This is a genomic window from Streptomyces sp. NPDC051109 (assembly GCF_044455885.1).
Classification (GTDB): Bacteria; Actinomycetota; Actinomycetes; order Streptomycetales; family Streptomycetaceae; genus Streptomyces.
Genome location: NZ_JBITFF010000003.1, coordinates 22306 through 47575, shown reverse-complemented (window position 1 = coordinate 47575; position 25270 = coordinate 22306). Strand labels below are relative to the sequence as shown.

Sequence of the window (25270 nt, the reverse complement as noted above, 5' to 3'; positions counted from 1 at the left end):
GCCTGCGGGCTCAGTCCTCGGGCAGGAACCCCGGGAGCCAGGACTCCAGTTCGTCCCGCAGACGTACCGTCGCGCCCAGCTGGCAGAGCACCCCGATGGTGCTCAGCGTCACCCGGTGGATCAGCAGGTACGAGGGCGGCAGATTGATCTGCCGGCCCAACTGATGTGCGGGGGACCGGGGATCTGCGATCCGGGCCGCCTGGCCGCGCAGCCACGGCCGGGTGAAGGTGAACTCCTCTGCCTGGGCGGGCTCGATGATGGGCAGCAGATAGTCCAGCACCGCCTCCGGGTCCAGTTCGATGGACTCCCTCACGAACCCCTCGGCGCGCAGGTGCCCGTAGATCCCCTCGGCATCGCCCTCCAGCGTCATCCGCAGCGAGGTGCCGATGGGCTTGGGCCAGCCGCCGGGCAGCCGGTCGACGGTGCCGAAGTCCAGCACGCCCAGCCGTATCCGGCCGTCGGCCCCCGCCAGCAGGCGGAAGTTGCCCGGGTGCGGATCGGCGTGCAGCAGCCCGGTGCGCGCGGGACCCGAGAAGAGGAACCGGGCCAGGAGCTGCCCGGCGCGGTCGCGCTCCTCCTGGGTGCCGTCGGCTATCACCTCCGACAGCGGAGTCCCCTCCATCCACTCGGTCACCAGCACCTGGTCGCCCTGGTGCACCACGTCCGGTACGACCACGTCCTCGTCGCCCTCGAACGCGTCCGCGTGGATCCGCTGGGCCTCCGCCTCCAGCTCGTAGTCCAGCTCCTCGGAGACCCGGTCGCGCAACTCCTTGATCAGCGGCTTGACGTCCATGCCGGGGATCAGCGGCCCCAGCAGCCCCGCGAACCGGCCCAGTTGCCGGAGATCCGACAGCAGCGCCTCGCCGGCGCCCGGGTACTGGACCTTGACCGCGACCTGCCGGCCGTCGTGCCACACCGCCCGGTGCACCTGCCCGATCGAGGCGGCCGCGGCCGGCTTGTCCTCGAACTCCTCGAACAGATCACGCCAGTCGGCGCCGAGCCGGTCCGCCAGCACCTGGTGAACGGTCTGGGCGGGCAGCGGCGGGGCCGCCTCCTGGAGCTTGGTCAGCGCCGCCCGGTACGGTCCGGCGACCTCCTCGGGGAGGGCCGACTCGAAGACCGAGAGCGCCTGCCCGAACTTCATGGCACCGCCCTTCAGCTCCCCGAGCGTACGGAACAGCTGCTCGGCGGTGCGCTGCTGGAGCTCGCGCGCCACGATCTCCGCCGACTTGCCCCCGATCCGCTTCCCCAGCCCCCAGGTGACCCGGCCCGCGAAGCCGAGCGGCAGCGAGGCCAGCTTGACGGTACGGGTGACCGCCTTCCGGGGAAGATCAGACATGCGCCCCTCCAATTCCCAGACAGCTGTGCCGCAAGCGGCGGTTCGAGATGACCCCTCGGCCCACCGCATCCTGTCATGGCGCTCCGGCCCCGCCCCGGCCGAGGCGCCCACCCCGAGTACGGCGTAATCGCCCGCCGCCGGACAGTGTCCACCCTCGCGGGCCCGCACCGCCGGAGAGCTGATCGAGCCTTCACGACGGCACCGCCTGCTCCGCCGGGATCCGGGCCGCCGCGCAGGGGCAGCCGGGGTGGGGGCGTAAGGGGGTCCGCTCCCAGTGGAGGCCCGGGAGGGCGGCTTCCCAGCGGGAGGCCGTGGAGGCGGGGAGCTCCCCGTCCAGGAAGGACAGGGCGTGGGCCGCGGCCAGGCCGGCCACCGCCGCGGCCAGGCCGAGGCCGCAGGCCGCGGTGGCCCGGCGGCGGTGCGCCGAGCGCCATTGGACCAGCATCCGGGGCCAGGCCGGATCCGCCTCGACCCGGTCGCGTTCCATGCACCCCGCGCAGGCGGTGGCCCCCGGCAGCACCAGCGGCCCCACCAGCCCGGTGCCCTCCAGCACCCCGGCGTACAGATGAGGGATGCCGGCGGCGATCCAGTCGGCCGCCGTGCCCGGATCCGGGGCCCACGCCTGCAGGCCGTCCCGGGGCGCGACCACCACCAGGGACACCCCCGGCTCGGGGCCTTCGTGCTCGGAGGTCCGCGGCGGGCGCCCCGGAGCCGAGGCGCGGACCAGCGCGGCCGCGGCCTCCGCCCGCAGCCGGCCCACGCTGTCGGGTCCGAGCCCGCCCGGAGCCACATCCGCCGGCTCCACCCGGCCGCCGTCGAGGACCTCGACCCGGCCCACGCCCGCCGCCGCCAGCACCCCGGCGATCACCCCGCCCACCCGGCCGCTCCCGCGCACCTGGACCCGTATGGCCCGCCGCGCCGCGATCCCCCGCAGGTCGCCCCCCGGCTCGCGGTGCACCAGCGACAGGGAGCCCAGATCGGGCCCGAGGCGCTCCAGGGTCTCCGGCCGTTTGCGCACGGCCTGGGCCCGCGGGCCGCCCGCCGTGGCGTCGTCCAGCAGCCCGGCCGCCGCCAGCCGCCGGACCAGCGCGTCCACCTGCCCCTCCGGCAGTCCCACCGCGACCGCCTCGGCGCGCAGCAGCTCCATCCCGCGCGTCCCGTCGATCCGGTCGATGAGCGATCCCGTCGCCGTGTCCACCGGGCCGAGCACCACCGCATGTGCGGGCGTCACCCCGAACTGCACCGTCTGCAGATCCCGCCAAGCCCTCGCCAGCGCCGGCTTCACCTTCGGATACACAGCTCTCCCCCTCCTGCGGACCCCGCCTCTTTCCCGTCCCTCGCAGAGTGCCCGCCCGCCGCATCCCGTGCGCGGATTTGTCCACAGGCAAGGGTTATTAGGCATATGAGATGGAGAAAAGGGGGCGCTTCCTCTGCGGCCTTCGAACCGATCACGTTCGAACCGCGGAGCGGGGGGACTTCGGCCAGGCGAGCGGGTACGGTCTTGGGCGTGTCCGCCGACCCACAGCAGCGCGCCGTCGAAGTCCGCCGGAGCGCGCGCCGCCGCAGGACCGTATCCGCCTACCGCGAGGGTGACCGTACGGTCGTCCTCATCCCTGCCCGGATGTCCGAGGCCGAGGAGCAGCGCTGGGTGGGCGTCATGCTCGACAAGCTCGCCGCGCAGGAGAGCAGGCGCACCCTCGGGGACGCGGAACTCACCGAACGCGCCGAGCGTTTGTCCGACCAGTACTTCGGCGCCCGGGCCCGCCCCCGCTCGGTGCGCTGGGTCACCAACCAGAACACCCGCTGGGGCTCCTGCACCCCGGCCGAAGGCAGCATCCGGCTCTCCCACCGCCTCCAGGGGATGCCGGAGTACGTCGTCGACTACGTGCTGCTCCACGAGCTGGCCCACCTCCTCGTGCCCGGCCACGGACCCCGCTTCTGGGAACTGCTGGAGGCCTACCCGCGCACCGAGCGGGCCCGCGGCTACCTGGAGGGAGTGGTCGCCGCCGAGCGCCTCCCCAAGGTCCCCGCGGCCCGCGAGGAGTGACCCGCCCCGCGCACCCGGGCGGCGCACGTCTCGATATGTACCGGGTCGGTACCGACTTGGCCGGATGTCGGCGGATGCGGCTAGCCTGAGCGGCACGCAATTCACTGTCGGGATGGGGGACGGTCGTTACGTATGGCCAGGGAATTCCAACGCGGTCACAAGGCCAGGATCAGCGATCTGACGGCAGGCACGGATCTGTACGTGGGTGTGCGGATCGACGGGCCGGGACTCGCCTTCGACATCAGCTGCTTCGGCCTTGACGCCAACGAGCAGCTGTCGGACGACCGGTACTTCGTCTTCTACAACCAGCCGAAGTCGCCGGAGGAGTCGATCCAGCAGCTCGGCGCGCAGGCCGGCGACACCGAGTCCTTCCGGGTGACGCTGGACCGCGTTCCGGCGAGCATCCACAAGCTGTCCTTCACGGCCACGATCGACGGCGCCGGACAGATGTCGCAGATCGGTCCGGGCTACATCCGGATCGTGGCCGGCGGCGAGGAAGTCGTCCGGTACTCCTTCACGGGCGCGGAGTTCAGCACCGAGCGCGCGGTCATGCTCGGCGACTTCTACCTCAAGGACGTGTGGCGCTTCGCCGCCGTGGGCCAGGGCTTCGACGGCGGGCTCGCCGCGCTGCTGAAGAACTTCGGCGGCGAGGTCGCCGAGGAGGACGAGCAGCAGGCCCCGCAGCAGCCGCAGGCCCCCGCCCCGGCCCAGGCCGGCGCCGCGCCGGGGTTCGCCCCGCCGCCGCAGGCCGCCGCCCCGGCGCCGTCCTTCGGCGCCCCGGTCCAGGCCCCGCAGGCCCCCCAGGCCCCGTACGTCCCGCAGCCCGCGCCCGCCCCGGCCCCTGCCCCCGCCCCGCAGTACCAGCAGCCCGCCCCGCCGGCCCCGGTGCACTCGGCCCCCACCATGGTCGGCCCGCTCACCACCCCGCCGGCCCCCGCGCCGTACGGCCAGCCGCCGCACGCCCCGCAGCCGCCCGGCCCGCCCTCGTACGGCCAGCAGCCGCAGCCCTCGTACGGCCAGATGCCCGGCTACGGCGGCCAGGTCCCGCCTCCGGCACCGGCCCCCGCGCCCTACGGGCAGGTCCCCGGCCAGCAGCCGCCCCCGTACGGCCAGCAGGTGCCCGGCCAGCAGCCCGGCTACGGCCAGGGCGCCCCGCAGGCGGCCGGCGCCGGCCTCGCCGCCGCCCTCCAGCCGTACAAGGAAGTCCCCACCGGCGCCCGCTGGACCTCGCAGAACCAGCAGCTCATGCGCGTCGACCTGGCGATGGGCGGCCAGCCCGTCCTCGCCCGCCAGGGCAGCATGGTCCTCTACCAGGGCAAGGTGGACTTCAGCTACAAGGGCGCGGGCTTCGCCGGCCGCATCGTCGGCAACGCCACCGGCCAGGAGATGCAGCTGATGCGCTGCAGCGGCCGCGGCCAGGTCTTCCTCGCCGAGAACGGCGCCCACCTGCACGCCATCGAGCTCCAGGGCGACGGGATCTGCGTCTCCGCCGAGAGCGTCCTCGCCTTCGACGAGAGCCTCCAGCACGAGGTCCGCCGCATCGAGGGCCACGGCATCCCCGGCGGGGCCCTGTTCACGATGCTGTTCCAGGGCTCCGGCACGGTGATCGTCAAGACGCACGGCACGCCCGTCGTGCTGCCCGTCACCCCGACCACCTTCGCCGACAGCAACGCCATCGTCGCGTGGTCGGCGGCCTCCCAGGTGATCGTCTCCAGCCAGGTCCGGCTGCGGCGCAACGCCTATCCCGGCCACAGCGGGGAAACCGTGAACCTCCAGTTCCGCGGCGCTCCCGGCAACTTCATCGTCGTCCAGCCGTACGAGGTCTGAGGGAGCCCACATGAATGCCATGAACGCAATGAACCAGCAGCTCGCGGGCTACGCCCCCACCCCCGTCACGGCCCGCATGGAGAACCACGGCAGGGCCATGCTCAAGGTCGCCATGCAGAGCGGCCAGGACCTCTTCGCGCGCACCGGATCGATGGTCGCGTACGAGGGCTTCGTCCAGTACGAGCCCAACCCGCCGGCCCTGCGCCAGATGGCCTCGCAGTGGCTGACGGGCGAAGGCGCCCCGCTGATGAAGTGCACCGGAGACGGCCTGCTCTACCTCGCCGACTACGGCGCCGACGTCGTCGTGATCAACCTCAACAACGACGCCCTCTCGGTCAACGGCACCAACCTGCTCGCCTTCGACGCCCACCTGCAGTGGGGCGTCGAACGGGTCAAGGGCATGGCCAAGTTCGCCGGGCAGGGCCTGTTCAACGTGCAGGTCTCCGGCACCGGCTGGGTCGCGATCACCTCCCGCGGCACCCCGATCGTGGTCGACTGCGGCCGCGGCGAGGACGAGACGTACGTCGACCCGGACGCGCTCGTCGCCTGGTCCCCGAACCTCAAGGTGAAGGGCAAGCGCAGCTTCAAGGCCTCGTCGATGATCGGCCGGGGCAGCGGGGAGGCCTACCAGATGGCCTTCTCCGGCCAGGGCATCGTCGTCGTACAGCCCAGCGAGGACAGCACCGACCGGCTCCGGACCCGGGGCTGAGGGGGAGCGGACACATCATGCAGAGCGCACTTTTCGCCCACGCCGAGGCGCAGTCCCAGGAGCGGTACGCCGTCCAGAACCCGCAGCTGCTGCGGGTCACGCTGGCCGGCTCCGACGACGTGCTCGCCCGCAAGGGCGCCATGGTCGCCTACCAGGGCATCATCGACTTCGACGGCGAGTACCAGAGCACCACGCAGCGCACCGCCCGCGCCCGCACGGGCGAGGGCCTCGACCTGATGCGCTGCTCGGGGCAGGGCACGGTCTACCTGGCCAACCTCGCCCAGTACGTCCACGTCGTGGACGTGGACCAGGACGGCCTCACCGTCGACAGCAGCTACGTGCTGGCCCTGGACTCCACCCTGCACACCGAGGCGATCGCGGTGGACAGCCAGTACGGGATCTCCGGCTCCGGCAAGTACCAGCTCAACATCACCGGCCGCGGCAAGGTCGCGCTGATGACCTCCGGGCAGCCGCTGATGATGCAGGTCACGCCCGACAAGTACGTCAACGCCGACGCGGACGCGATCGTCGCCTGGTCCACCTCGCTGCGCGTGCAGATGCAGGCCCAGACGCACTCCACCGGCGTCTGGCGGCGGCGCGGCAACACCGGCGAGGGCTGGGAGCTCAGCTTCCTCGGCACCGGCTTCGCGCTGGTGCAGCCGAGCGAGGTGCTGCCGCCGCAGAACGCCCAGCTCGGACAGGGCATGGCCGCGCAGTACGGGATGGGCCAGCACGGCGTCCACGCCCAGAACCAGAACAACGCCTGGAACTAGCCCGAAGCGCAGGGAAGGGGCGGCCCCGCGGATGCGGAGCCGCCCCTTCCGGGCTGTCCGGAGGGGTCAGAGCCGCGCCCGGGTCGCCTCCATCAGCTGGACGACCGAGGTGTCGGCCACCGCCGCCACCTCCTCGTACGGGAACCAGCGCACGTCCAGCGACTCCTCGCTGATCTCCACGACCGCGTCGGCCGGAGCCAGCGCCGCGTACTGCACGTCCAGGTGCCAGTTGCACGGCGCCGGGATCGGATGCCGGTCCAGCCGTACGGGCCCGCCCGGGAGCAGGGTCAGCCCGGAGGCGATGCCCGACTCCTCGACGGCCTCGCGCAGCGCGGCCCCGGCGAGGGTGGTGTCCTCGGGCTCGCAGTGCCCGCCCATCTGGAGCCAGAGGCCGAGCTTCTTGTGCAGGGTCAGCAGGACGCGCCCGCCCGCCGGGTCGATGACCAGCGCGCTGCCCGTGATGTGCCCGGCCCGGCAGGGCTTGTAGACCCCGTCCGGGTGGGCGGCCAGGTGCTCCAGATACAGATCGCGCAGCTCGGGCTGGGCCTCGTAACCCTTGAGGACCAGCACCGCGTCGTCGTACAGGCTCACTTCTTCGTTTCACCCTCACCGTCGGAGTCGGCTTCGCCCTGCGGGCCCTTGTCGCGCTTCTCCGCGGCCTCGCCGAGCATCTTGTCGATCTCGGAGAAGTCCAGGTGCTCGCGGTGCACGAACCCGTCCGGGTCGTCCAGGTCGGAGGCGGTCGGCAGCATGTCCGGGTGCTCCCACAGTCCGTCCCGGCCGTCCACACCGCGCGCGTCGGTCAGCGACGCCCACAGCCGCGAGGCGTCCCGCAGCCGGCGCGGGCGCAGCTCCAGCCCGACCAGGGTCGCGAAGGTCTGCTCCGCCGGGCCGCCCGAGGCGCGCCGCCGGCGCATGGTCTCGCGCATGGCGTCCGCCGAGGTCAGCCGGGGCTTGGCCGCCTCGTGCACGACCGCGTCCACCCAGCCCTCGACCAGCGCGAGCGCCGTCTCCAGGCGGGCCAGGGCGGCCTTCTGCTCAGGGGTGTCCTGCGGCTGGAACATGCCGCCCTGGAGCGCCTCCTGCAGCTGCTCCGGGTTGGACGGGTCGAGCTGGCCGACCACGTCCTCCAGCTTCGAGGTGTCGACCTTGATGCCGCGCGCGTACCCCTCGACCGCGCCGAACAGGTGCGAGCGCAGCCACGGCACGTGCGCGAAGAGCCGGGCGTGGGCCGCCTCGCGCAGGGCCAGGTACAGCCGCACCTCCTCGGCGGAGACGCCCAGGTCCTTGCCGAAGGCCGCGATGTTCAGCGGCAGCAGGGCGGCCTTTCCGGCCGGGCCCAGCGGCAGCCCGATGTCGGTCGAGCCGACGACCTCGCCCGCGAGGGTGCCCACGGCCTGGCCGATCTGCTGGCCGAACATGGCCCCGCCCATGGAGCGCATCATGCCGAGCAGCGGGCCGGCCATCGCCTGCATCTCCTCGGGCAGCACGCTGCCCATGGCCACGCCGACGCGCTCGGCGACCGGGTCCACGAGCTCCTTCCACACCGGGAGGGTCGCCTCGACCCACTCGGCGCGGCTCCACGCGACGGCCGTGGGGGCGCCCGAGGGCAGCGAGGTCACCCCGTCCAGCCAGTGGTCGGCGAGGCGCACGGCCTCCTCGACGGCGGACTTCTCGGAGCTGCCGACGCTGGCGTCCTTCACCCCGTCCGCCGTGCCCTGGGCCACGGTCTGGCGGGCGATGTCCTTGGCCATGTCCCAGTTCACGGGACCGCCCTCGTAGCTGAGCATCTGGCCGAGCTGCTGGAAGGCCGCGCCCAGGTCGTTCGGGTTCATCGAGCCGAACATGGCCGCGAACGGATTGTCCGCGCCGCCGGGGCCGCCGGCGCCGCCCGGCAGGCCCATGCCGGGGAACCCGAACGGATTCGGGCCGCCCTGACCGCCCTGATTGCCCTTCTTCTTGCCTTCGTCGCCGCTCTCCGGCTCCTCCGGCGGAAGGCCGAATCCGAATGGGGTGTCGCTCACGGGTTTCCTCGGCTCGTAGGGCCGCCGGCGGGGCCGACGGGAATGGGTCCGACAACACCACCCAGCGTAGACACCGGACCCGCTTGCGGGCTCGGTGCTCCGCCGACTCCTGGGCTGCGGCAGGATGGACATCACCTGGTAGGTACGCGTCACGGCGCGTCCCTACTGAAGACAACCGCTGGAGACGCCTGGTGAGTTCCCCAGATCCACAGGTTCGCGCGCCCCACGACGCCGAAAACCGCCCTGAGCACGGTGAGAGCGCCCATGGCGTTCGCCAGCCGCGAAACCAGGCTGGACCCCGCAAGAACAGCCCCGTGATCGCCGTGACCGGCGCCGCCTCCGGGGTCGGGGCGGCCCTGGTGGCCCGCCTGGCCGACTCCGACGAGGTCAAGCAGGTCGTGGCGATCGACGAGCGGCGCGGCGAGTGCGCCGCCGCGCAGTGGCACGTCCTGGACGTGCGCGATCCCGCGATCGCCGAGAGGCTGCGCGGCGCCGACGTGGTCGTCCACCTGGCGCTGGACCTCGACCTGGAGACGGACCCGGCGGCCCGTACGGCGTACAACGTGCGCGGGACCCAGACCGTGCTCACGGCGGCCGCGGCGGCCGGGGTGCACCGGGTCGTGCTGTGCACCTCCGCGATGGTCTACGGGGCGCTGCCGGACAACGACATCCCGCTGTCGGAGGACTCCGAGCTGCGGGCCACGGCCGAGGCGACGGGCGTCGGCGACCTGCTGGAGATCGAGCGGCTGGGCCGCAGGGCGCCGCGGGCGCACCCCGGTCTGAACGTGACCGTGGTCCGCCCGGCGGTCCTGGTCGGCGGCACGGACACGGCGCTGACCCGGTACTTCGAGTCCCCGCGCCTGCTGGTGGTGGCCGGATCCCGGCCGACCTGGCAGTTCTGCCACGTGGAGGACCTGGTCAGCGCGCTGGAGTACGCCGCGCTGGAGAAGGTCGAGGGCGAGCTGGCGGTCGGCTGCGAGGGCTGGCTGGAGCAGGAGGAGGTCGAGGAGCTGAGCGGCATCCGCCGCATGGAGCTCCCGTCGGCGGTCGCGCTGGGCGCGGCGGCGCGGCTGCACCGGATCGGCCTGACGCCCTCCCCGGCCGGGGACCTCGCGTACACGATGCATCCGTGGGTGGTCAGCGTCAGCGGGCTGCACGCGGCGGGCTGGCGGCCGCGCTGGACCAACGAGGAGGTGCTGGCCGAGCTCCTCCAGGAGGTCGCGGGCCGGCACACCGTCGCGGGGCGCCGGCTGGGCCGCAAGGACGCCACCGCCGCGGGCGCCGCGGGGGCGACGGTCGCCCTGCTCGGCGCCGCCGCGGTGGTCCGCGCCGCACGGCGCCGCCGAGGCCTCTGACCTCGAAGCTCCGCCCGGGCCCCGGGCCCGGGCGGGCGCCCCGGGCCGTCGGTCCTGTAGGAGGCTCCATACGCTTGGGTCGTACAGCCGGTCGAATCGGCTATACCGCGATGGGAGAGCAGTGGTGCACGATGGCTGCATGGCACCGCACTTCGACCACCCCGGCGAGCAGGCCGCTCCGGACCCGATCCGGCTGCTCGGGATCCGCGAGACCCCGCTCTCGATAGACGAGGTCTTCCAGGCCGTCGGCGACGACGCGACGGGCGGCACCGCGCTCTTCGTCGGCACGGTGCGCAACCACGACGGCGGGGCCGACGTCGACGGGCTGGGATACTCCTGCCACCCGACGGCCGAGGCCGAGATGCGGCGCATCGCCGAGCAGGTGGTCGCCAAGTACCCGGTCCGCGCCCTGGCCGCGGTCCACCGCATCGGCGACCTGTCCGTCGGAGACCTCGCGGTGATCGTGGCGGTGTCCTGCCCGCACCGCGGCGAGGCCTTCGAGGCCTGCCGGATGCTGATCGACGACCTGAAGCACGAGGTCCCGATCTGGAAGCACCAGACGTTCTCCGACGGTACGGAGGAGTGGGTCGGCGCCTGCTGAGGCGCGTCGGGACCCCCGCGCGCGGGGCGGTTGCGGCGAGCGGGTACTGTCCCACCCGTTCGGCCGCGCAACACGCCCTCGATTTGCGTAACCCCCTCCCGGGCACGAGCGTTGAAGCCACCAACGACACGTACTTTCGGGGCAGGGAGGCACGTCCATGGCGTCATTGGCGTGGTTGCTGATTCCGCTGTTCGCCGCCATCGGAGCGGCGATATGGGGCAGCTGGGCGGCTCGCGACCGCACGCAAGGAGACATATCCGAACTCGCGGGATACGCGAGGTTCCGTGAAGCCATGGACAAGGCCGATCAGACCAGGGCGAAGGCAGCGGCCCATTCCGGTTCCGACGCGGTGTGACGCGTCCCGGGCGAGGCCCCCTGAGCGCTCTGAGAATCCGCTGAGAGTTCGGCGTACGGTTCCCGTACGGACCGGCCCCGGCGGCCGCCCGTCAGGGCCGTCACGTACTGTCGATCCATGCCACGCCGCACTGCGACGATGCTCGCCTCCACCCTCATGCTGTTCGCGCTGCTCTGCGCAGGGGTGTTCATCAAGGTCCCGTACTCGGAAATGAGCCCGGGCCCCACGGTGAACACGCTCGGCGATTCGCGCGGCGAGCCCGTCATCAGCATCGCGGACCACAAGACGTACCCGACCAGCGGGCACCTCAACATGACGACGGTCCGCGTCACCGGCGCGGACTACGACATGAACCTGCTGGAAGCGGTCTACGGCTGGCTGTCCGACGACAACATCGTCCTCCCGCACGAGAACCTCTACCCGGACGGGAAGACGGAGGAGCAGTCCACGCAGGAGAACGCGGAGGAGTTCAGCCAGTCGCAGGAGAGCGCCAAGGTGGCCGCCCTCAAGCAGCTGGGCACCCCGGGCGTCACCACCCGCGTCGTGGTCGCCACCGTCGTCAAGGGCAGCCCCGCCGAGGGCAAGCTGCACGCGGGAGACGTGATCAGGGCGGTGGACGGCAGCCCGGTGGGCGCCCCCGAGGACGTGGCCAAGCTCGTCACCAAGCGCAAGGCCGGCGAGCCGGTCGAGTTCACCATCGTGCCCGCCGCCGATGCGGCCCAGGCGGAGAAGGAGCACCGCGAGCCCACCGGCTCGTCCAAGGTCGTGATCACCACCGCCAAGGCGGAGGGCGACGGGCACGCCATCGTCGGCATCCGGGCGGGCACCGACCACACCTTCCCGTTCACGATCGACATCAAGCTGGCCGACGTCGGCGGCCCGAGCGCGGGCCTGATGTTCGCCCTCGGCATCGTGGACAAGCTCACCCCCGGCGATCTGACCGGCGGCAAGTTCGTCGCGGGCACCGGCACCATAGACGACGCGGGCAAGGTCGGCCCCATCGGCGGCATCCAGATGAAGACGATCGGCGCCCGCCAGGCCGGCGCCGAATACTTCCTGACGCCCGCCGAGAACTGCGGCTCGGCCTCCGAGCACGTCCCCGACGGCCTGACCCTGGTGAAGGTCTCCACCATCGACGACGCCACGAAGGCGCTGGAGAAGATCAGCAAGGGGGACACGGCCGGACTGCCGCAGTGCGGCAAGCCCTGACCCGTGACCCGTGCCGACCCCTGCCGGCTCCCCGTCCCGCTCAGTCCAGGAAGGTCGCGGCCAGCGCCTCGGCCAGCCCCGGCACCAGGCTCGCGCCGGTCAGCACCTCGGTCGACGAGTCCTTCTCGCGCAGCCGCACCGCGGACTCCCGCGACCCGTCGCGCAGCACGCCCACGGTGAGGCGCACCTCCTGACGGTCCGGGTGCGCCGCGACCCACTTGGCGAGCTGCTTGTCGTTGAGCCCCTCCGGTACGGAGGCCTCCGCGGACGGCGGCAGCATCAGCCGCTCCACCGTCAGCGCGCAGCCCACGATCGACGGGGGCCAGGCGATGGTTCCCAGGAACTTGTCCAGCGGCGTGCCCTTCGGCACCTCGTCCTGCTCGATCGGGGTCAGCTGGCTCTTGCCCGCGTCGTCCTGGTCGAGGCCGAGCTGGCTCGCCAGCCGCGGCTCCGACTTGCGCAGCTTGGCGGTGTCGACGAGCGCGAAGAGCCGGGCGGGCTTGTCCCAGCCTAGGGAGGAGGCGTACTCGTCGATCTCCAGGACGGCACGCGTCAGGGGGGTGGCGGCCATCGGCGTGCCGCCCGGGGAAGGGGAAAGGTTGGACATGGACAACATCCTGCCTCCTTTCCACCCGATACCGGGAACTGACTAAAGCCTCAGTAAGTTGCAAGAGTGGGCCCTACCATCGGGGGCCCAGCTTTTGAAATGTCCCGCAACGAGACTCAGCGACTTTCGAGGTGCGCACCTTGGCTTTCCAGATGCCGGACCGCGGCGGAGGCCCCTCCGGGCCACGGATGAGAGTCGGCCGCCCCTCCCGGCGCGCCCGCACTCTTCTGATGACCTTGGGCGTACTGGCCGTCCTGGCCATGGCGTTCATCATGTTCGCGGGCTTCTGGACGGACTGGCTCTGGTTCCGCTCCGTGAAGTACTCCACGGTCTTCACCACCACCCTGTGGACCAAGATCGGCCTCTTCGCCGTCTTCGGCCTGCTGATGGCGGGTGCCGTCGGGCTGAACATCTGGCTGGCGTACCGGCTGCGGCCGCCGCTGTCCGCGATGTCGATGGAGCAGCAGAGCCTCGACCGCTACCGGATGAGCGTCGCCCCCTACAAGAGGTGGCTGCTCCTCGGCATCGCGGCGCTCGTCGGCATGATCGCGGGTGCCTCGGCGGCGGGCCAGTGGAAGACCTGGCTGATGTACGTGAACGGGGTGCCCTTCGGGCAGAAGGACCCCCAGTTCCACCTTGACGTGTCGTTCTACACCTTCGACCTGCCCTGGTACCGCTTCCTGCTCGGCTTCGGCTTCGCCGCGGTCGTGCTGTCGGTGATCGCCGCGGTCGTCGTCCACTACCTGTACGGCGGACTGCGCGTGACGAGCCCGGGCGCGCGGGCCACCGCCGCCGCGACCGGGCACCTGTCGGTGCTGCTCGGCCTCTTCGTGACGCTCAAGGCGGTCGCGTACTGGCTCGACCGGTACGGCCTCGCCGTGAAGTCCAGCGACTTCAAGGCCGCGGACAACTGGACCGGCCTGCGCTACGTCGACGCGAACGCCTACCTGCCGGCGAAGACGATCCTCGTCGCGATCGCCGCCATCTGTGCCGTGCTGTTCTTCGCGACGCTGTGGCGCCGCACCTGGCAGCTGCCGGTCATCGGCTTCGGCCTGATGGTGCTCTCGGCGATCCTGATCGGCGGGCTGTACCCGGCGATCGTGCAGAAGTTCCAGGTCCAGCCGAACGAGCAGGCCAAGGAATCGCCGTACGTCGAGAAGAACATCAAGGCCACGCGCGACGCCTACGGGATCGACCAGGCGGACGTCAAGGACTATCCGGGAGTCCCGCAGACCGAGGACAAGACCAAGCTGCGCGAGGCGGCGAACACCACCGCCAGCGTCCGGCTCCTCGACCCGAACATCGTCTCCCCGGCCTTCCAGCAGCTCCAGCAGGTCAAGGGCTACTACGCCTTCCCGTCCACGCTCGCCGTGGACCGGTACAGCGGCCAGGACACGGTCATCGGGCTGCGCGAGCTGAACATCGGCGGCATCCCGAAGAACAACTGGATCAACGACCACTTCAAGTACACGCACGGCTACGGCGTGGTCGCGGCCAAGGGCACCACCGTCAAGGACGGCGCCCCCGACTTCACGCAGTCCGACCTGCCCTCCAAGGGGATGTTCGGCACGGACTTCGAGCAGCGCATCTACTACGGCGAGCAGACGAAGCAGTACTCGATCGTCGGCGGTCCGCAGAAGGAGCTCGACTACTCGGACGACAAGGGCGAGAAGGAGACGAGCTACAAGGGCGACTCCGGCGTCAACCTCGACAGCCCGGTCAACCGGGCCGCGTACGCGCTGGCGTTCAGCGAGCCGCAGATCCTCTACTCCGGCGCCATCGGCGACGGCTCGCGGATCCTCTACCACCGCACGCCCAAGGAGCGCGTCGAGGCCGTCGCCCCGTGGCTGACCATCGACGGCGCCCCCTACCCGGCGGTCGTGGACGGCCGGATCAAGTGGATCGTGGACGCGTACACGACGACGAACGGCTACCCGTACGCCTCGCGCACCACGCTGGGCCAGAGCACCGCGGACTCCCTCACCAACAGCCAGCGCGCCGTGGTGGCGCAGGAGAACCAGGTCAACTACATCCGCAACTCGGTCAAGGCCACGGTCGACGCCTACGACGGCACGGTCAACCTGTACCAGTGGGACACCGAGGACCCGGTCCTCAAGACCTGGATGAAGGCGTTCCCGGGAACGGTCAAGCCCAAGAGCGACATCTCCAAGCCGCTCATGGACCACCTGCGCTACCCGCAGGACCTCTTCAAGGTCCAGCGCGAGCTGCTCACCCGGTACCACGTGACCGATCCGCAGACCTTCCTCAGCGGCAGCGAGGCCTGGGCCGTCCCGGACGACCCGACGACCAAGGCCGGTACGGCGGTCCCGCCGTACTACCTGTCGATGAAGATGCCGGGGCAGAAGGAGAAGGACCAGGTCTTCTCGCTCACGACGACGTTCACGCCGAACGAGCGGGACAACCTGAGCGCCTTCATGGCGGTCAACGCCGATCCGGGCACCTCGGACTACGGCAAGATCAGAATCCTGAAGCTGCCGACCAGCAAGCCGGTCGACGGACCCAAGCAGGTGCAGAGCAAGTTCCAGTCGGAGCCGAAGATCGCCGAGTCGATCAGGCTGCTGCGCGGCGGGGACTCCGAGGTCGAGTACGGCAACCTGCTCGCGGTGCCGCTCGACGGCGGGATGCTGTACGTGGAGCCGGTGTACGTGCGCAGTTCGGGGCTGAAGTACCCGCTGCTGCGCAAGGTGCTGGTGACGTACGGGAACCAGACGGCGTTCGAGGACAGCCTGGAGAAGGCGCTGAACGTGGTCTTCGGGGCGGAGGCGCCGACGGTGCCGACGACTCCGGTGACCCCGCCGGGCGAGGGCACCACCACGCCCCCGGCCTCCCAGAACCCCACGGTCAAGGCCGCGCTGGACGACGCCAGGAAGGCGGTCGAGGCGGCCGAGAAGGCCCGCCAGGCCGGCGACTGGGCGGCCTTCGGCAAGGCGCAGGACGACATCAAGGCGGCGCTGCAGCGGGCGATCGACGCGGAGGCGAAGCCGGCGACCCCGCCGCCCGGCGGGTAACCGGTAATGGCTCAGTCCCGCGTCGTGATACTGTGGTTTCACCGACGCGGGGTGGAGCAGCTCGGTAGCTCGCTGGGCTCATAACCCAGAGGTCGCAGGTTCAAATCCTGTCCCCGCTACTGAAGATGAAGGCCCGGATCCATGGGATCCGGGCCTTCGTCATGTCCGGGTTCATCAGGTCCTTCGTCATGTCCAGGAGGACACGCGAGGGTCATGAGGTAGCTGAGACGGGTGAGTTGGGGTGGGAGCGTGTTTGACTTATCTCTCTGTGGGCATGTCGACAAAACGCTGTAGTGACCTCACAGGCTGCGACATACCAGGTGTACGCGGGTAGCAGGTGATGCGACGATGGGATTTATGGGGGACAGGTCAACTCTGCTGGAGACAGGGCGGTTTGTGAGGGCGGAAGTCGAATCGGGCGCAGAGGCCAACGAGGAGGCTCCGGTCGTTAACGCGCAGACCGCACTGACCGATGCGGATTTCGCGGAAGAAATGTTCGCCGAGACCGACCCGGCGAGCGACACGGAGCTGGAAGCACGGCACCGGGTCGCGGCCGACCGGGGGGACCCGGGCGCGATGAGCGTGCTCGGGGCGCTGCTGCTGCGCCGCGGCGACCTGGCCGGCGCCGAGCCCTACCTGCGCGGCGCCACCGCGGAGGGGGACCGCGCCGCCGCGAACAACCTCGGGGTCCTGCTGCTCCAGCGCGGCTACCCGGAGGAGGCCGCCGGCTGGTGGCGGGTCGCCGCCGTGGCCGGATCCGCCCCGGCCGCGCACGCCCTGGGCCGCCACTTCCGCGAGCGCGGGGACGAGCCGGCCGCCGAGTACTGGCTGCGCCAGGCGGCGGAATCCGGCCATGCCCTGGGCGCGTACGGGCTCGCCGACCTGCTGGAGCACCGTGGCGACAAGGGCGTCGAGCGCTGGCTGCGCCAGGCCGCCGAGCAGGGGCACCGCGAGGCCGCGTACCGCCTGGCCCGGCACCTGCGCAAGGGCGACCCCGCCGAGGCCGAGCAGTGGTACCGGCAGGCCGCCGCGCGCGGGCACCGGCGCGCCGCCCTGCACCTGGGCGCCCTCCTGGAGGCGCGCGGGGAGCTCAAGGAGGCCGGGCGCTGGTACCTGACCTCCGCCAAGCAGGGCGAGGCACGGGCGGCGTGCGCGCTCGGCTTCCTGCTGCGCGACGCCGGCGACGAGGAGAGCGCCGTCGCGTGGTGGAACCGGGCCGCGCAGGACGGCGACGGCAACGCCGCCAACGCGCTGGGCGCCCTGCACGCCGCGCGGGGCGAGACCCAGACCGCGGAGAAGTGGTACCGGACCGCCATGGACGCGGGTGACCAGAACGGGGCGTACAACCTTGCTTTGCTGTGCGCCGCACAGGAGCGGACCGCGCAGGCCGAGCAGTGGTACCGGCGGGCGGCCTACGCCGGCCACCGGGAGGCCGCCAACGCCCTCGCGATCATGCTGCTCCAGGTCGGTGACGCGGCCGGTGCCGAGCCGTGGTTTTCGAAGGCGGCCGAGGCGGGCAGCGTCGACGCCGCGTTCAACCTCGGGATCCTGTTCGCGAGCCGGGACGAGGACCGGACGGCGCTGAAGTGGTACGAGCGGGCCGCGTCGGCGGGCCACACCGATGCGGCGCTCCAGGTCGGCATCGCGCTGGTCCGCGACGGCGAGGACCGGGCGGCCGAGAAGCACCTGCGCTGCGCGGCGGGCGGCGGGAGCGCGGAGGCGGCGTTCCGGCTGGCCGCGCTGCTGGAATCGCTGGCTCCGCCGCCGGAGCCGGTGGCGCTGGGCGAGCCGGTGGGCGGTGCCCCGAAGACCGAGAGCGAGGAGTGGTACGAGCGCGCCGCGGAGCTGGGGCACCGGCGCGCGCAGGTGCGGGTCGGGATGCTGGCCGCGGCGCGGGGCGATCTTGCCGTCGCCGCGCGGTGGTACCGGGAGGCGGCCGAGGCCGGCTCCCGGAACGGGGCGTTCAACCTCGGGCTGCTGCTGGCGCGCGAGGGGAACGAGCCGGAGGCCGCGCTGTGGTGGACCCGGGCCGCCGTGGCCGGCCACGGCCGTGCGGCGCTGCGGCTGGGGCTGCTGGCCGCGCGGCACGGGGACCTGGCGGAGGGGCAGAAGTGGTGCGTCCGGGCCATGGAGCTGGGCCCGGCGGAGGTCTCCGAGCGGGCGGCCCGGCTCCGAGAGGCCCTGGCGGAGGAGCTCTCGGCCTGAGGGTGCGGCTCCCCCGAGCCGGAACGTTAAGCGATTTGCATCTGTCGGGGGGCCTCGCGTAAAGTCGTGTTTACCGACGCGGGGTGGAGCAGCTCGGTAGCTCGCTGGGCTCATAACCCAGAGGTCGCAGGTTCAAATCCTGTCCCCGCTACTGAAGGCCGAAGGCCCGGATCCCTTGGATCCGGGCCTTCGGTCGTTTTGCGTCCTTTCAAGCCGTGAACGGCCCGAACCGGACGCACAGAAGGGGCCCGGGAGCGTCGCCCCCGGGCCCCTCTTGCTTGTCCTGCCCCGTTCGTCACGCCCCCGCGCAGGCCGGGCACAGCCCGCGGTACGTCACCTCGACCGCCGACACCACGAAGCCGAACCGCTCCGCGTCGGGCAGGTCGGCCAGCGGGTTGCCCGCCGGGTGCACGTCCCGGATCGCGCCGCACTGGGCGCACACCAGGTGCTGGTGGGGCTTGTGGGCGTTCGGGTCGTACCGCTTGGCCCGGCGGTCCGTGGCGACCTCCAGGACCTCGCCGAGGGACACCAGCTCGCCCAGGGTGTTGTAGACGGTGGCGCGCGAGATCTCCGGCAGCTTGTCCACCGCGCGCGCGTGCACCTCGTCGGCCGTCAGGTGAACGTGGTCACCGTCGAGCACCTCGGCCACGACGCGCCGCTGTGCGGTCATGCGCCATCCGCGTCCGCGAAGTCGTTCCAGCAGGTCACTCATGTACACCAGCCTAACAGCGAGCGATTCGGTGTAACTCCCGAACCTGTGTGGACTTGGAACCTTGCTTGACTTAGACAAAGTCCATCGTAGGATCGAATACGACAAGGGCCAAGGACAGGCACAGGCATGGCAGGAATGACGCAGGAGGCGCACGTGACGCAGGGACCGCTCACCACGGAGGCCGGGGCTCCGGTCGCCGACAACCAGAACAGCGAGACGGCCGGCGTCGGAGGCCCCGTGCTGGTCCAGGACCAGCTGCTGCTGGAGAAGCTGGCCCACTTCAACCGCGAGCGCATACCGGAGCGCGTGGTGCACGCCCGCGGTGCGGGTGCGTACGGCACCTTCACCCTCACCCGTGACGTCTCGCAGTGGACCCGGGCGAAGTTCCTGTCCGAGGTCGGCAAGCAGACCGAAACGTTCCTGCGCTTCTCCACCGTCGCGGGCAACCTCGGTGCGGCCGACGCGGTGCGCGACCCCCGCGGCTGGGCGCTGAAGTTCTACACCGAAGAGGGCAACTACGACCTCGTCGGCAACAACACCCCGGTGTTCTTCATCAAGGACGCCATCAAGTTCCCCGACTTCATCCACACCCAGAAGCGCGACCCCTACACGGGCTCGCAGGAGGCGGACAACGTCTGGGACTTCTGGAGCCTGTCGCCCGAGTCCACCCACCAGGTGACCTGGCTGTTCGGCGACCGCGGCATCCCGGCCTCGTACCGCCACATGGACGGCTTCGGCTCGCACACCTTCCAGTGGAACAACGAGGCCGGCGAGGTCTTCTGGGTCAAGTACCACTTCAAGACCGACCAGGGCATCAAGAACCTCACCCAGGCCGAGGCCAACCGGCTGGCCGGCGAGGACCCCGACTCCCACCAGCGCGACCTGCGCGAGTCCATCGAGCGCGGCGACTTCCCGACCTGGACCGTGCAGGTCCAGATCATGCCCGCGGCCGAGGCCGCCGAGTACCGCTTCAACCCCTTCGACCTCACCAAGGTGTGGCCGCACGCGGACTACCCGCCGATCGAGATCGGCAAGCTGGAGCTCAACCGCAACCCGGAGAACGTCTTCGCCGAGGTCGAGCAGTCGATCTTCTCCCCGGCGCACTTCGTGCCCGGCATCGGCCCGTCCCCGGATAAGATGCTCCAGGGCCGCCTCTTCGCGTACGGCGACGCCCACCGCTACCGCGTCGGCATCAACGCCGACCACCTGCCGGTGAACCGCCCGCACGCCACCGAGGCGCGCACCAACTCCCGTGACGGCTTTCTGTACGACGGCCGCCACAAGGGCGCGAAGAACTACGAGCCGAACAGCTTCGGCGGCCCGTTCCAGACGGACCGCCCGCTGTGGCAGTCCACCGCGGTCACCGGCGGCACGGGCAACCACGCCGCCCCGGTCCACTCCGAGGACAGCGACTTCGTCCAGGCGGGCGACCTCTACCGGCTGATGTCCGAGGACGAGCAGGCCCGTCTGATCGAGAACCTGTCCGGCTTCATCGCCAAGGTCTCCCGTGACGACATCGTCGAGCGCGCGATCAACAACTTCCGCCAGGCGGACGGTGACTTCGGCAAGCGGCTGGAGGCCGCGGTCCAGGCCCTTCGCGGCTGACGGATCCGCTCGCCGAGAGTTGAAGGGCCGGACCCCCCGGGGTCCGGCCCTCCGGCTTTACGCCGGTACGGTGCTGCGCCGCGCCGGAACCCAGCAGCGGATCACGTCGCGTACGGACACGATGCCGACGGGGCCGCCGTGCTCCAGCACGATCAGATGGCGGAAGCCGCCGCGGACCATCGCCTCGGCGGCCTCCTGGACGGTGGCCTGCGGGGTGCAGAACACCACGTTGTTGGTGGTGTGCGCGCCCACGGACTCCCGGTCGGGATCGTGGCCCGCGCCGATGGAGTTGAGGATGTCGCGTTCGGTCAGGATGCCGATGCCGCTGTGGTCGGGATCGAGGACGACGGCTGCGCCGACCCGGCGGCCGGACATCAGGCAGGCCGCCTGCCGGAGGGTGTGGGCGGGTCCGAGGGTGAGGATCACGGTGCTCATGGCGTCGCGGACGAGCATGAAGGGAGCCACCTCCTGAGGAGTGTCCTCCGCGCACTTAGAGAAGGTCTTCACAAGCGCACAAGCGGAGGAGTCTCAGATTCCCATGCGTACGCAGGGTCATCAAGAGGGCGCACCCGGTCGTCCGGGTGCAGTCCCCGGACGGCTCAGTCGCGCGGGCGCAGATACCCCAGCATCTCCTCGTGCAACAGCCCGTTCGAGGCGGCCGCGTTCCCGCCGTGTACGCCCTCCACGCCGTCCAGGCTCGTGAACCGGCCGCCCGCCTCCTGGACGACGACCGCGATGGCCGCCATGTCCCACAGGTTCAGCTCCGGCTCGGCGCACAGGTCCAGCGAGCCCTCCGCGACCATCATGTACGGCCAGAAGTCGCCGTAGCCGCGGGTGCGCCAGCACTGCCTGGTCAGGTCCAGGAACCCGGGGAGCCGGCCCTGCTCCTCCCAGCCGCTCAGCGAGGAGTACGCGAACGAGGCGTCGCCGAGGGCGCCCACCTTCGAGACCCCGAGCGGAACGGGCGCAGCGCCCAGCGCACCGCCGGCGTACGCGCCCCCGCCCTGCGCCGCCCACCAGCGGCGGCCCAGCGCCGGCGCCGAGACCACGCCGACCACCGGCCGGAAGACCCCGTCGGGGCCCTCCTCCATCAGCGAGATCAGCGTCGCCCAGACGGGGACGCCGCGCACGTAGTTCTTCGTGCCGTCGATCGGGTCCACGACCCAGCGGCGCGGGCCGCTGCCCTTGAGCCCGTACTCCTCGCCCAGGATGGCGTCGGCGGGTCGCGCGGCCTCGATCCCGGCCCGGACGATCTCCTCGGCGGCCTTGTCCGCCTCGCTCACCGGGGTCATGTCCGGCTTCGTCTCGACCTTCAGGTCGAGGGCGCGGAACCGCTGCATCGTGGCGGCGTCCGCCGCGTCGGCGAGCTCAAGGGCGAGGCGGAGGTCATCGTCATACTCGGGCATGCTCGAACAGTATCGGGACCGCCCCGACCCGGCGAACGGCGTCCACGGTGCGACCTCCGGGCGCCCTTGACAGGATCTGTCGGTCCGTCAACTCTGGCGGGAAGCCGAGCGGGGAATCGGAGCGGGGGAAGTCGAGCGGGGAGGCGCGCATGCCGGCAGCCCGGGAGTCCTTGCTGGAAGCGGCGGGAGCGGCGCTCTTGGCGCGCCCGTGGCCGTCCGTGCGGATGGTCGACGTGGCCGCCACCGCCGGGGTGTCCCGGCAGACCCTCTACAACGAGTTCGGCGGCAAGGCGGGCCTGGGCAGGGCCCTGGTGCGGCGCGAGGCCGACTGGTACCTCGAAGGGGTGGACCGGGTCCTCCGCTCCCCGGCCGCCACCGCCGAGCGCCTCGCCTCGGTCGCGGAGTGGACCGTACGGGCGGCCCGCGCGCGTCCCCTCGTACGGGCGCTGCTGACGGGGTGCTGGGACGGGAACTTACCCACGCCGCCCGGGCAGGGGGTGCGGCCCGGAGTGCCCGCCCCCGGGCCGGGGGAGCTCGCCCGGGCCGTCCGCGACCGGGCCTCCGCCACGCTCAGCCCGGGGGAGGGGGCGCAGCGCTGCGAACTCGCCGTGCGCCTCGCGCTCTCGTACGTGATAGCGCCGGGCGAGGAGCCGGGGCTGGGGGAGCTGATGCGGCTGCTGCGCCTGCTCAGTGAGCCGAACCGGACAGCTGGAGGCCGATGACGCCCAGGATGACCAGCGAGATCGAGACGAGTTTGAGGGTCGACACGAGGTCGCCGAGGAAGACCATGCCGTAGATGGCCGTTCCGGCGGCCCCGATGCCCGTCCACACCGCGTAGGCCGGGCCCACGTCGAGCTTCTTCAGCGCCAGGGTCAGCAGCCCGAAGCTGCCGAGGGCGAAGGCGGCGAAGGCGATGGTCGGCCACAGCCGGGTGAACCCGTGCGACAGCTTGAGGCACACCGCGAAACCGGTCTCCAGGATTCCGGCGACGACCACCAGCAGCCAGGCCATGGCGAATGCCTCCCCGCGTCAGGTGACGTCGTATCACGTGGTGCGATTATGCATTTACCAGCCCTGGTGCGCGGCAAACCCCGCCGGACGATCAGTCTCCTTCGCGGCGCTCGCGGGTCTCCAGGAGCCGCCGCAGCGAGTACAGGCGGGCCGGATCCGCGTGGCCGTCCTCCACCCACTTGTCGAGCGCGCAGTCCTGCTCGTCGTGGCTGCAGGCCCGCGGGCACTCCTCCGTGCCGGGAACGAGGTCGGGGAAGGCCAGGATCACCCGGGACGGGTCCACGTGGTGCAGGCCGAAGGAGCGCACGCCCGGGGTGTCGATGACCCAGCCGTCGCCGTCGGGCAGCGGCAGCGCGAGCGCCGAGGTGGTGGTGTGCCGGCCGCGGCCCGTCACCGCGTTGACGTGCCCGGTGGCGCGCTGGCGGCCCTCGGCGACCAGCGAGTTGACCAGGGTGGTCTTGCCGACGCCCGAGTGGCCGACGAAGGCGGTGATCCGGCCGTTCAGGCGCTCGCGCACCCGGTCGGCGGCGTCGCCGGTCGCCAGCTCCTCGCGGTTGGTCACCACGTAGTTCAGACCGAACGTGGAGTAGATCTCCAGGATCTTGTCCGCGGAGGTCAGGTCCGACTTCGTGAGGACCAGCAGCGGCTCCAGCCCGGCGTCGTACGCGGCCACCAGGCAGCGGTCGATCATCCGGGGCCGCGGCTCCGGGTCGGCCAGCGCCGTGACGATCGCCAGCTGGTCCGCGTTGGCGACGACCACCCGCTCGTACGGGTCGTCGTCGTCGGCGGTGCGCCGCAGGACGGACTTGCGCTCCTCGATCCGCACGATCCGCGCGAGGGTGTCCTTCTTGCCGGTCAGATCGCCGACGATCCAGACCCGGTCGCCGACCACCGCTGCCTTGCGGCCCAGCTCGCGGGCCTTCATCGCGTGGATGGTGCGGCCGTCGACCAGGCAGGTCAGCCGGCCGCGGTCCACGGTCAGGACGAAGCCCCCGGCCGCGTCCTCGTGCTTGGGCCGGATGGTGGTCCGGGGCCGGTTGCCCTTGGGGTTGGGCCGCTGGCGGATGTCGTCCTCGTCGGTGTGCTTGCCGTACCTGCGCATGACGGCCCCTACGCTCCCGCTCCCGAGAGCATTCGAGCCCACATCTTCGGGAAGTCCGGCAGGGTCTTCGCGGTCGTCGCCACGTTCTCGATCTGCACGCCCTCCACCGCCAGGCCGATCACCGCGCCCGCGGTGGCCATCCGGTGGTCGTCGTAGGTGTGGAACACGCCGCCGTGCAGCGGGCGCGGGCGGATGTGCAGGCCGTCGGCGGTCTCCGTGACCTCGCCGCCGAGCCCGTTGATCTCCGCGGTCAGCGCCGCCAGCCGGTCCGTCTCGTGCAGCCGCAGGTGCGCCACCCCGCGCAGGGTGGAGGGGGAGTCGGCCAGCGCGGCGACGGCCGCGATGCCGGGGGTGAGCTCGCCGACCTCGCCCAGGTCCACGTCGATGCCGTGGATCTTGCCGCTGCCCGTGAAGACCAGGCCCGCGTCGGTCAGCTCGCAGGAGCCGCCCATCTCCGTGAAGATCCGGCGCAGCTCGTCGCCGGGCTGCGTGGTGCGGCGCGGCCAGTCCGGGATGGTGACCGTACCGCCGGTGATCAGGGCCGCAGCCAGGAACGGCTGCGCGTTCGACAGGTCCGGCTCCACGACCACGTCGCGGCCCAGCAGCGCGCTCGGCGCGACCCGCCACACGTTCGGCTCGCCGCCCGCCTCGGGGGTGTCGACCTGGGCGCCCGCCGCGCGCAGCATCTCCACCGTCATCCGGATGTGCGGCATCGACGGCAGGGTGGTGCCGGTGTGCCGGACCTCGACGCCCTGGTTGAAGCGCGGGCCCGACAGCAGCAGCGCCGAGACGAACTGCGAGGAGTTGGAGGCGTCGATCTCGACGACGCCGCCCTCCAGGGCGCCGCCGCCCTGGACGGTCAGCGGCAGGGCGCCCCGGCCGTCGTCGTCGATCCGGGCGCCGAGGGTGCGCAGGGCGTTGATGACCTGGCCGAGCGGGCGCTCGTAGGAGCGCGGGTCGCCGTCGAAGCGGATGTCGCCGGCGGCCAGGGTCGCGACGGGCGGCAGGAAGCGCATGACCGTGCCCGCGTTGCCGACGTCGACGGTGGCCGGGCCGTGCAGCGCGGCCGGGATGACCCGCCAGGCCTCGCCGCCGGAGCCGTCGCCGGAGCTGGAGGAGGCGGTCTCCTCGATGCCGACGCCGAGCGCGCGCAGGGCGTCCGACATCAGCTGGGAGTCGCGCGAGCGCAGCGGGCGGCGCACCCAGCCCGGCTCGGCGGCGAGCGCAGCGAGCACGAGGGCGCGGTTGGTGACCGACTTCGACCCGGGCACGGTGACGGTGGCGTGGACGGTGCCGTCGGCGAGCGGAGCGGGCCAGAGGTCGTGGAGCGCGGGGGTCTCGGTCATGGCCCCCA

General features: G+C 71.8%; 23 protein-coding genes and 2 tRNA genes. 14 read left to right on the top strand and 11 right to left on the bottom strand.

What is annotated here, in order from left to right; genetic code table 11:
* Nucleotides 1–10 precede the first annotated feature (10 nt).
* Complete coding sequence (locus ACIBAD_RS05985; RefSeq protein WP_134071420.1) at nt 11–1339, bottom strand: AarF/ABC1/UbiB kinase family protein; 1329 nt, start codon at nt 1337–1339, stop codon at nt 11–13.
* A gap of 190 nt (nt 1340–1529) precedes the next feature.
* Nucleotides 1530–2636: a ThiF family adenylyltransferase gene (locus ACIBAD_RS05980; RefSeq protein WP_134071418.1), complete on the bottom strand. Its 1107-nt coding sequence runs from the start codon at nt 2634–2636 to the stop codon at nt 1530–1532.
* Between the two features lie 105 nt (nt 2637–2741).
* Between ACIBAD_RS05980 and ACIBAD_RS05975 the strand changes: the two genes are divergently transcribed.
* The 4 genes from ACIBAD_RS05975 (at nt 2742) to ACIBAD_RS05960 (ending at nt 6695) form a co-directional block, all read left to right on the top strand.
* Entirely contained in the window at nt 2742–3386 is a 645-nt protein-coding gene (locus tag ACIBAD_RS05975) for a M48 family metallopeptidase (RefSeq protein WP_398904840.1), read from the top strand.
* Nucleotides 3387–3518: 132 nt separating this feature from the next.
* Nucleotides 3519–5213: a TerD family protein gene (locus tag ACIBAD_RS05970; RefSeq protein ID WP_398904837.1), complete on the top strand. Its 1695-nt coding sequence runs from the start codon at nt 3519–3521 to the stop codon at nt 5211–5213.
* Between the two features lie 28 nt (nt 5214–5241).
* Nucleotides 5242–5922 carry an AIM24 family protein gene (locus ACIBAD_RS05965; RefSeq protein ID WP_134074411.1) on the top strand — a complete coding sequence of 227 codons (681 nt, stop codon included), beginning with the start codon at nt 5242–5244 and terminating at the stop codon, nt 5920–5922.
* Between the two features lie 17 nt (nt 5923–5939).
* Nucleotides 5940–6695: an AIM24 family protein gene (locus ACIBAD_RS05960; RefSeq protein ID WP_053691838.1), complete on the top strand. Its 756-nt coding sequence runs from the start codon at nt 5940–5942 to the stop codon at nt 6693–6695.
* Between the two features lie 66 nt (nt 6696–6761).
* Here the strand turns inward: ACIBAD_RS05960 and ACIBAD_RS05955 are convergent, their stop codons facing one another.
* Both ACIBAD_RS05955 and ACIBAD_RS05950 read right to left on the bottom strand, forming a co-directional pair.
* On the bottom strand, nt 6762–7286 hold the full coding sequence (locus ACIBAD_RS05955; RefSeq protein ID WP_134071410.1) for an NUDIX hydrolase: 525 nt from the start codon (nt 7284–7286) through the stop codon (nt 6762–6764).
* Complete coding sequence (locus ACIBAD_RS05950; protein ID WP_398904834.1) at nt 7283–8719, bottom strand: zinc-dependent metalloprotease; 1437 nt, start codon at nt 8717–8719, stop codon at nt 7283–7285. The genes ACIBAD_RS05955 and ACIBAD_RS05950 overlap by 4 nt, the downstream gene beginning before the upstream one ends.
* Before the next feature lie 191 nt (nt 8720–8910).
* Here ACIBAD_RS05950 and ACIBAD_RS05945 point away from each other — a divergent pair, with 191 nt between their 5' ends.
* The 4 genes from ACIBAD_RS05945 to ACIBAD_RS05930 all read left to right on the top strand — a co-directional run bounded on the left by ACIBAD_RS05945 (nt 8911) and on the right by ACIBAD_RS05930 (nt 12239).
* A complete protein-coding gene (locus tag ACIBAD_RS05945) occupies nt 8911–10074 on the top strand; it encodes an SDR family oxidoreductase (RefSeq protein ID WP_053691836.1) in 1164 nt (387 codons plus the stop codon).
* Nucleotides 10075–10213: 139 nt separating this feature from the next.
* Entirely contained in the window at nt 10214–10675 is a 462-nt protein-coding gene (locus ACIBAD_RS05940) for a molybdenum cofactor biosynthesis protein MoaE (RefSeq protein ID WP_134071406.1), read from the top strand.
* Between the two features lie 157 nt (nt 10676–10832).
* Nucleotides 10833–11030, top strand: coding sequence for a hypothetical protein (locus tag ACIBAD_RS05935; RefSeq protein ID WP_134071404.1), 198 nt, complete (start codon nt 10833–10835; stop codon nt 11028–11030).
* Nucleotides 11031–11147: 117 nt separating this feature from the next.
* Nucleotides 11148–12239 carry a PDZ domain-containing protein gene (locus ACIBAD_RS05930; protein WP_134071402.1) on the top strand — a complete coding sequence of 364 codons (1092 nt, stop codon included), beginning with the start codon at nt 11148–11150 and terminating at the stop codon, nt 12237–12239.
* Nucleotides 12240–12279: 40 nt separating this feature from the next.
* Here the strand turns inward: ACIBAD_RS05930 and ACIBAD_RS05925 are convergent, their stop codons facing one another.
* Entirely contained in the window at nt 12280–12846 is a 567-nt protein-coding gene (locus ACIBAD_RS05925; protein ID WP_134071400.1) for a PPA1309 family protein, read from the bottom strand.
* Nucleotides 12847–12998: 152 nt separating this feature from the next.
* Between ACIBAD_RS05925 and ACIBAD_RS05920 the strand changes: the two genes are divergently transcribed.
* From ACIBAD_RS05920 to ACIBAD_RS05905, 4 genes are all read left to right on the top strand, one after another.
* Entirely contained in the window at nt 12999–15875 is a 2877-nt protein-coding gene (locus ACIBAD_RS05920; RefSeq protein ID WP_398905408.1) for a UPF0182 family protein, read from the top strand.
* A 45-nt stretch (nt 15876–15920) separates the two neighbouring features.
* A tRNA-Met gene (locus ACIBAD_RS05915) sits at nt 15921–15994 on the top strand.
* 238 nt (nt 15995–16232) lie between these two features.
* Nucleotides 16233–18080: a tetratricopeptide repeat protein gene (locus ACIBAD_RS05910; RefSeq protein ID WP_398904831.1), complete on the top strand. Its 1848-nt coding sequence runs from the start codon at nt 16233–16235 to the stop codon at nt 18078–18080.
* 77 nt (nt 18081–18157) lie between these two features.
* Nucleotides 18158–18231, top strand: a tRNA-Met gene (locus ACIBAD_RS05905).
* A gap of 144 nt (nt 18232–18375) precedes the next feature.
* Here ACIBAD_RS05905 and ACIBAD_RS05900 read toward each other — a convergent pair.
* Complete coding sequence (locus tag ACIBAD_RS05900) at nt 18376–18792, bottom strand: Fur family transcriptional regulator (RefSeq protein ID WP_030153536.1); 417 nt, start codon at nt 18790–18792, stop codon at nt 18376–18378.
* A gap of 135 nt (nt 18793–18927) precedes the next feature.
* On the opposite strand from ACIBAD_RS05900, the gene ACIBAD_RS05895 reads away from it, so the two are divergent.
* The gene (locus ACIBAD_RS05895) at nt 18928–20397 is read left to right on the top strand and encodes a catalase (RefSeq protein ID WP_134074410.1); all 1470 of its coding nucleotides are present in this window, start codon (nt 18928–18930) and stop codon (nt 20395–20397) included.
* 57 nt (nt 20398–20454) lie between these two features.
* Here ACIBAD_RS05895 and ACIBAD_RS05890 read toward each other — a convergent pair whose 3' ends face one another.
* Both ACIBAD_RS05890 and hisN read right to left on the bottom strand, forming a co-directional pair.
* A complete protein-coding gene (locus ACIBAD_RS05890; RefSeq protein ID WP_048477493.1) occupies nt 20455–20850 on the bottom strand; it encodes a cyclic nucleotide-binding/CBS domain-containing protein in 396 nt (131 codons plus the stop codon).
* Between the two features lie 146 nt (nt 20851–20996).
* A complete protein-coding gene (gene hisN / locus ACIBAD_RS05885; RefSeq protein WP_134071394.1) occupies nt 20997–21803 on the bottom strand; it encodes a histidinol-phosphatase in 807 nt (268 codons plus the stop codon).
* 149 nt (nt 21804–21952) lie between these two features.
* On the opposite strand from hisN, the gene ACIBAD_RS05880 reads away from it, so the two are divergent.
* Nucleotides 21953–22525, top strand: a complete 573-nt coding sequence (locus ACIBAD_RS05880) for a TetR/AcrR family transcriptional regulator (RefSeq protein ID WP_030153544.1) — start codon at nt 21953–21955, stop codon at nt 22523–22525.
* Here the strand turns inward: ACIBAD_RS05880 and ACIBAD_RS05875 are convergent.
* The 3 genes from ACIBAD_RS05875 to aroA all read right to left on the bottom strand — a co-directional run bounded on the left by ACIBAD_RS05875 (nt 22491) and on the right by aroA (nt 25262).
* A complete protein-coding gene (locus ACIBAD_RS05875; protein WP_030153546.1) occupies nt 22491–22814 on the bottom strand; it encodes a multidrug efflux SMR transporter in 324 nt (107 codons plus the stop codon). The two genes, ACIBAD_RS05880 and ACIBAD_RS05875, sit on opposite strands and share 35 nt — an antisense overlap.
* A 91-nt stretch (nt 22815–22905) precedes the next feature.
* Entirely contained in the window at nt 22906–23916 is a 1011-nt protein-coding gene (gene rsgA, locus ACIBAD_RS05870; protein WP_134071392.1) for a ribosome small subunit-dependent GTPase A, read from the bottom strand.
* 8 nt (nt 23917–23924) lie between these two features.
* The gene (gene aroA / locus ACIBAD_RS05865; protein ID WP_134071390.1) at nt 23925–25262 is read right to left on the bottom strand and encodes a 3-phosphoshikimate 1-carboxyvinyltransferase; all 1338 of its coding nucleotides are present in this window, start codon (nt 25260–25262) and stop codon (nt 23925–23927) included.
* Nucleotides 25263–25270: the final 8 nt, after the last annotated feature.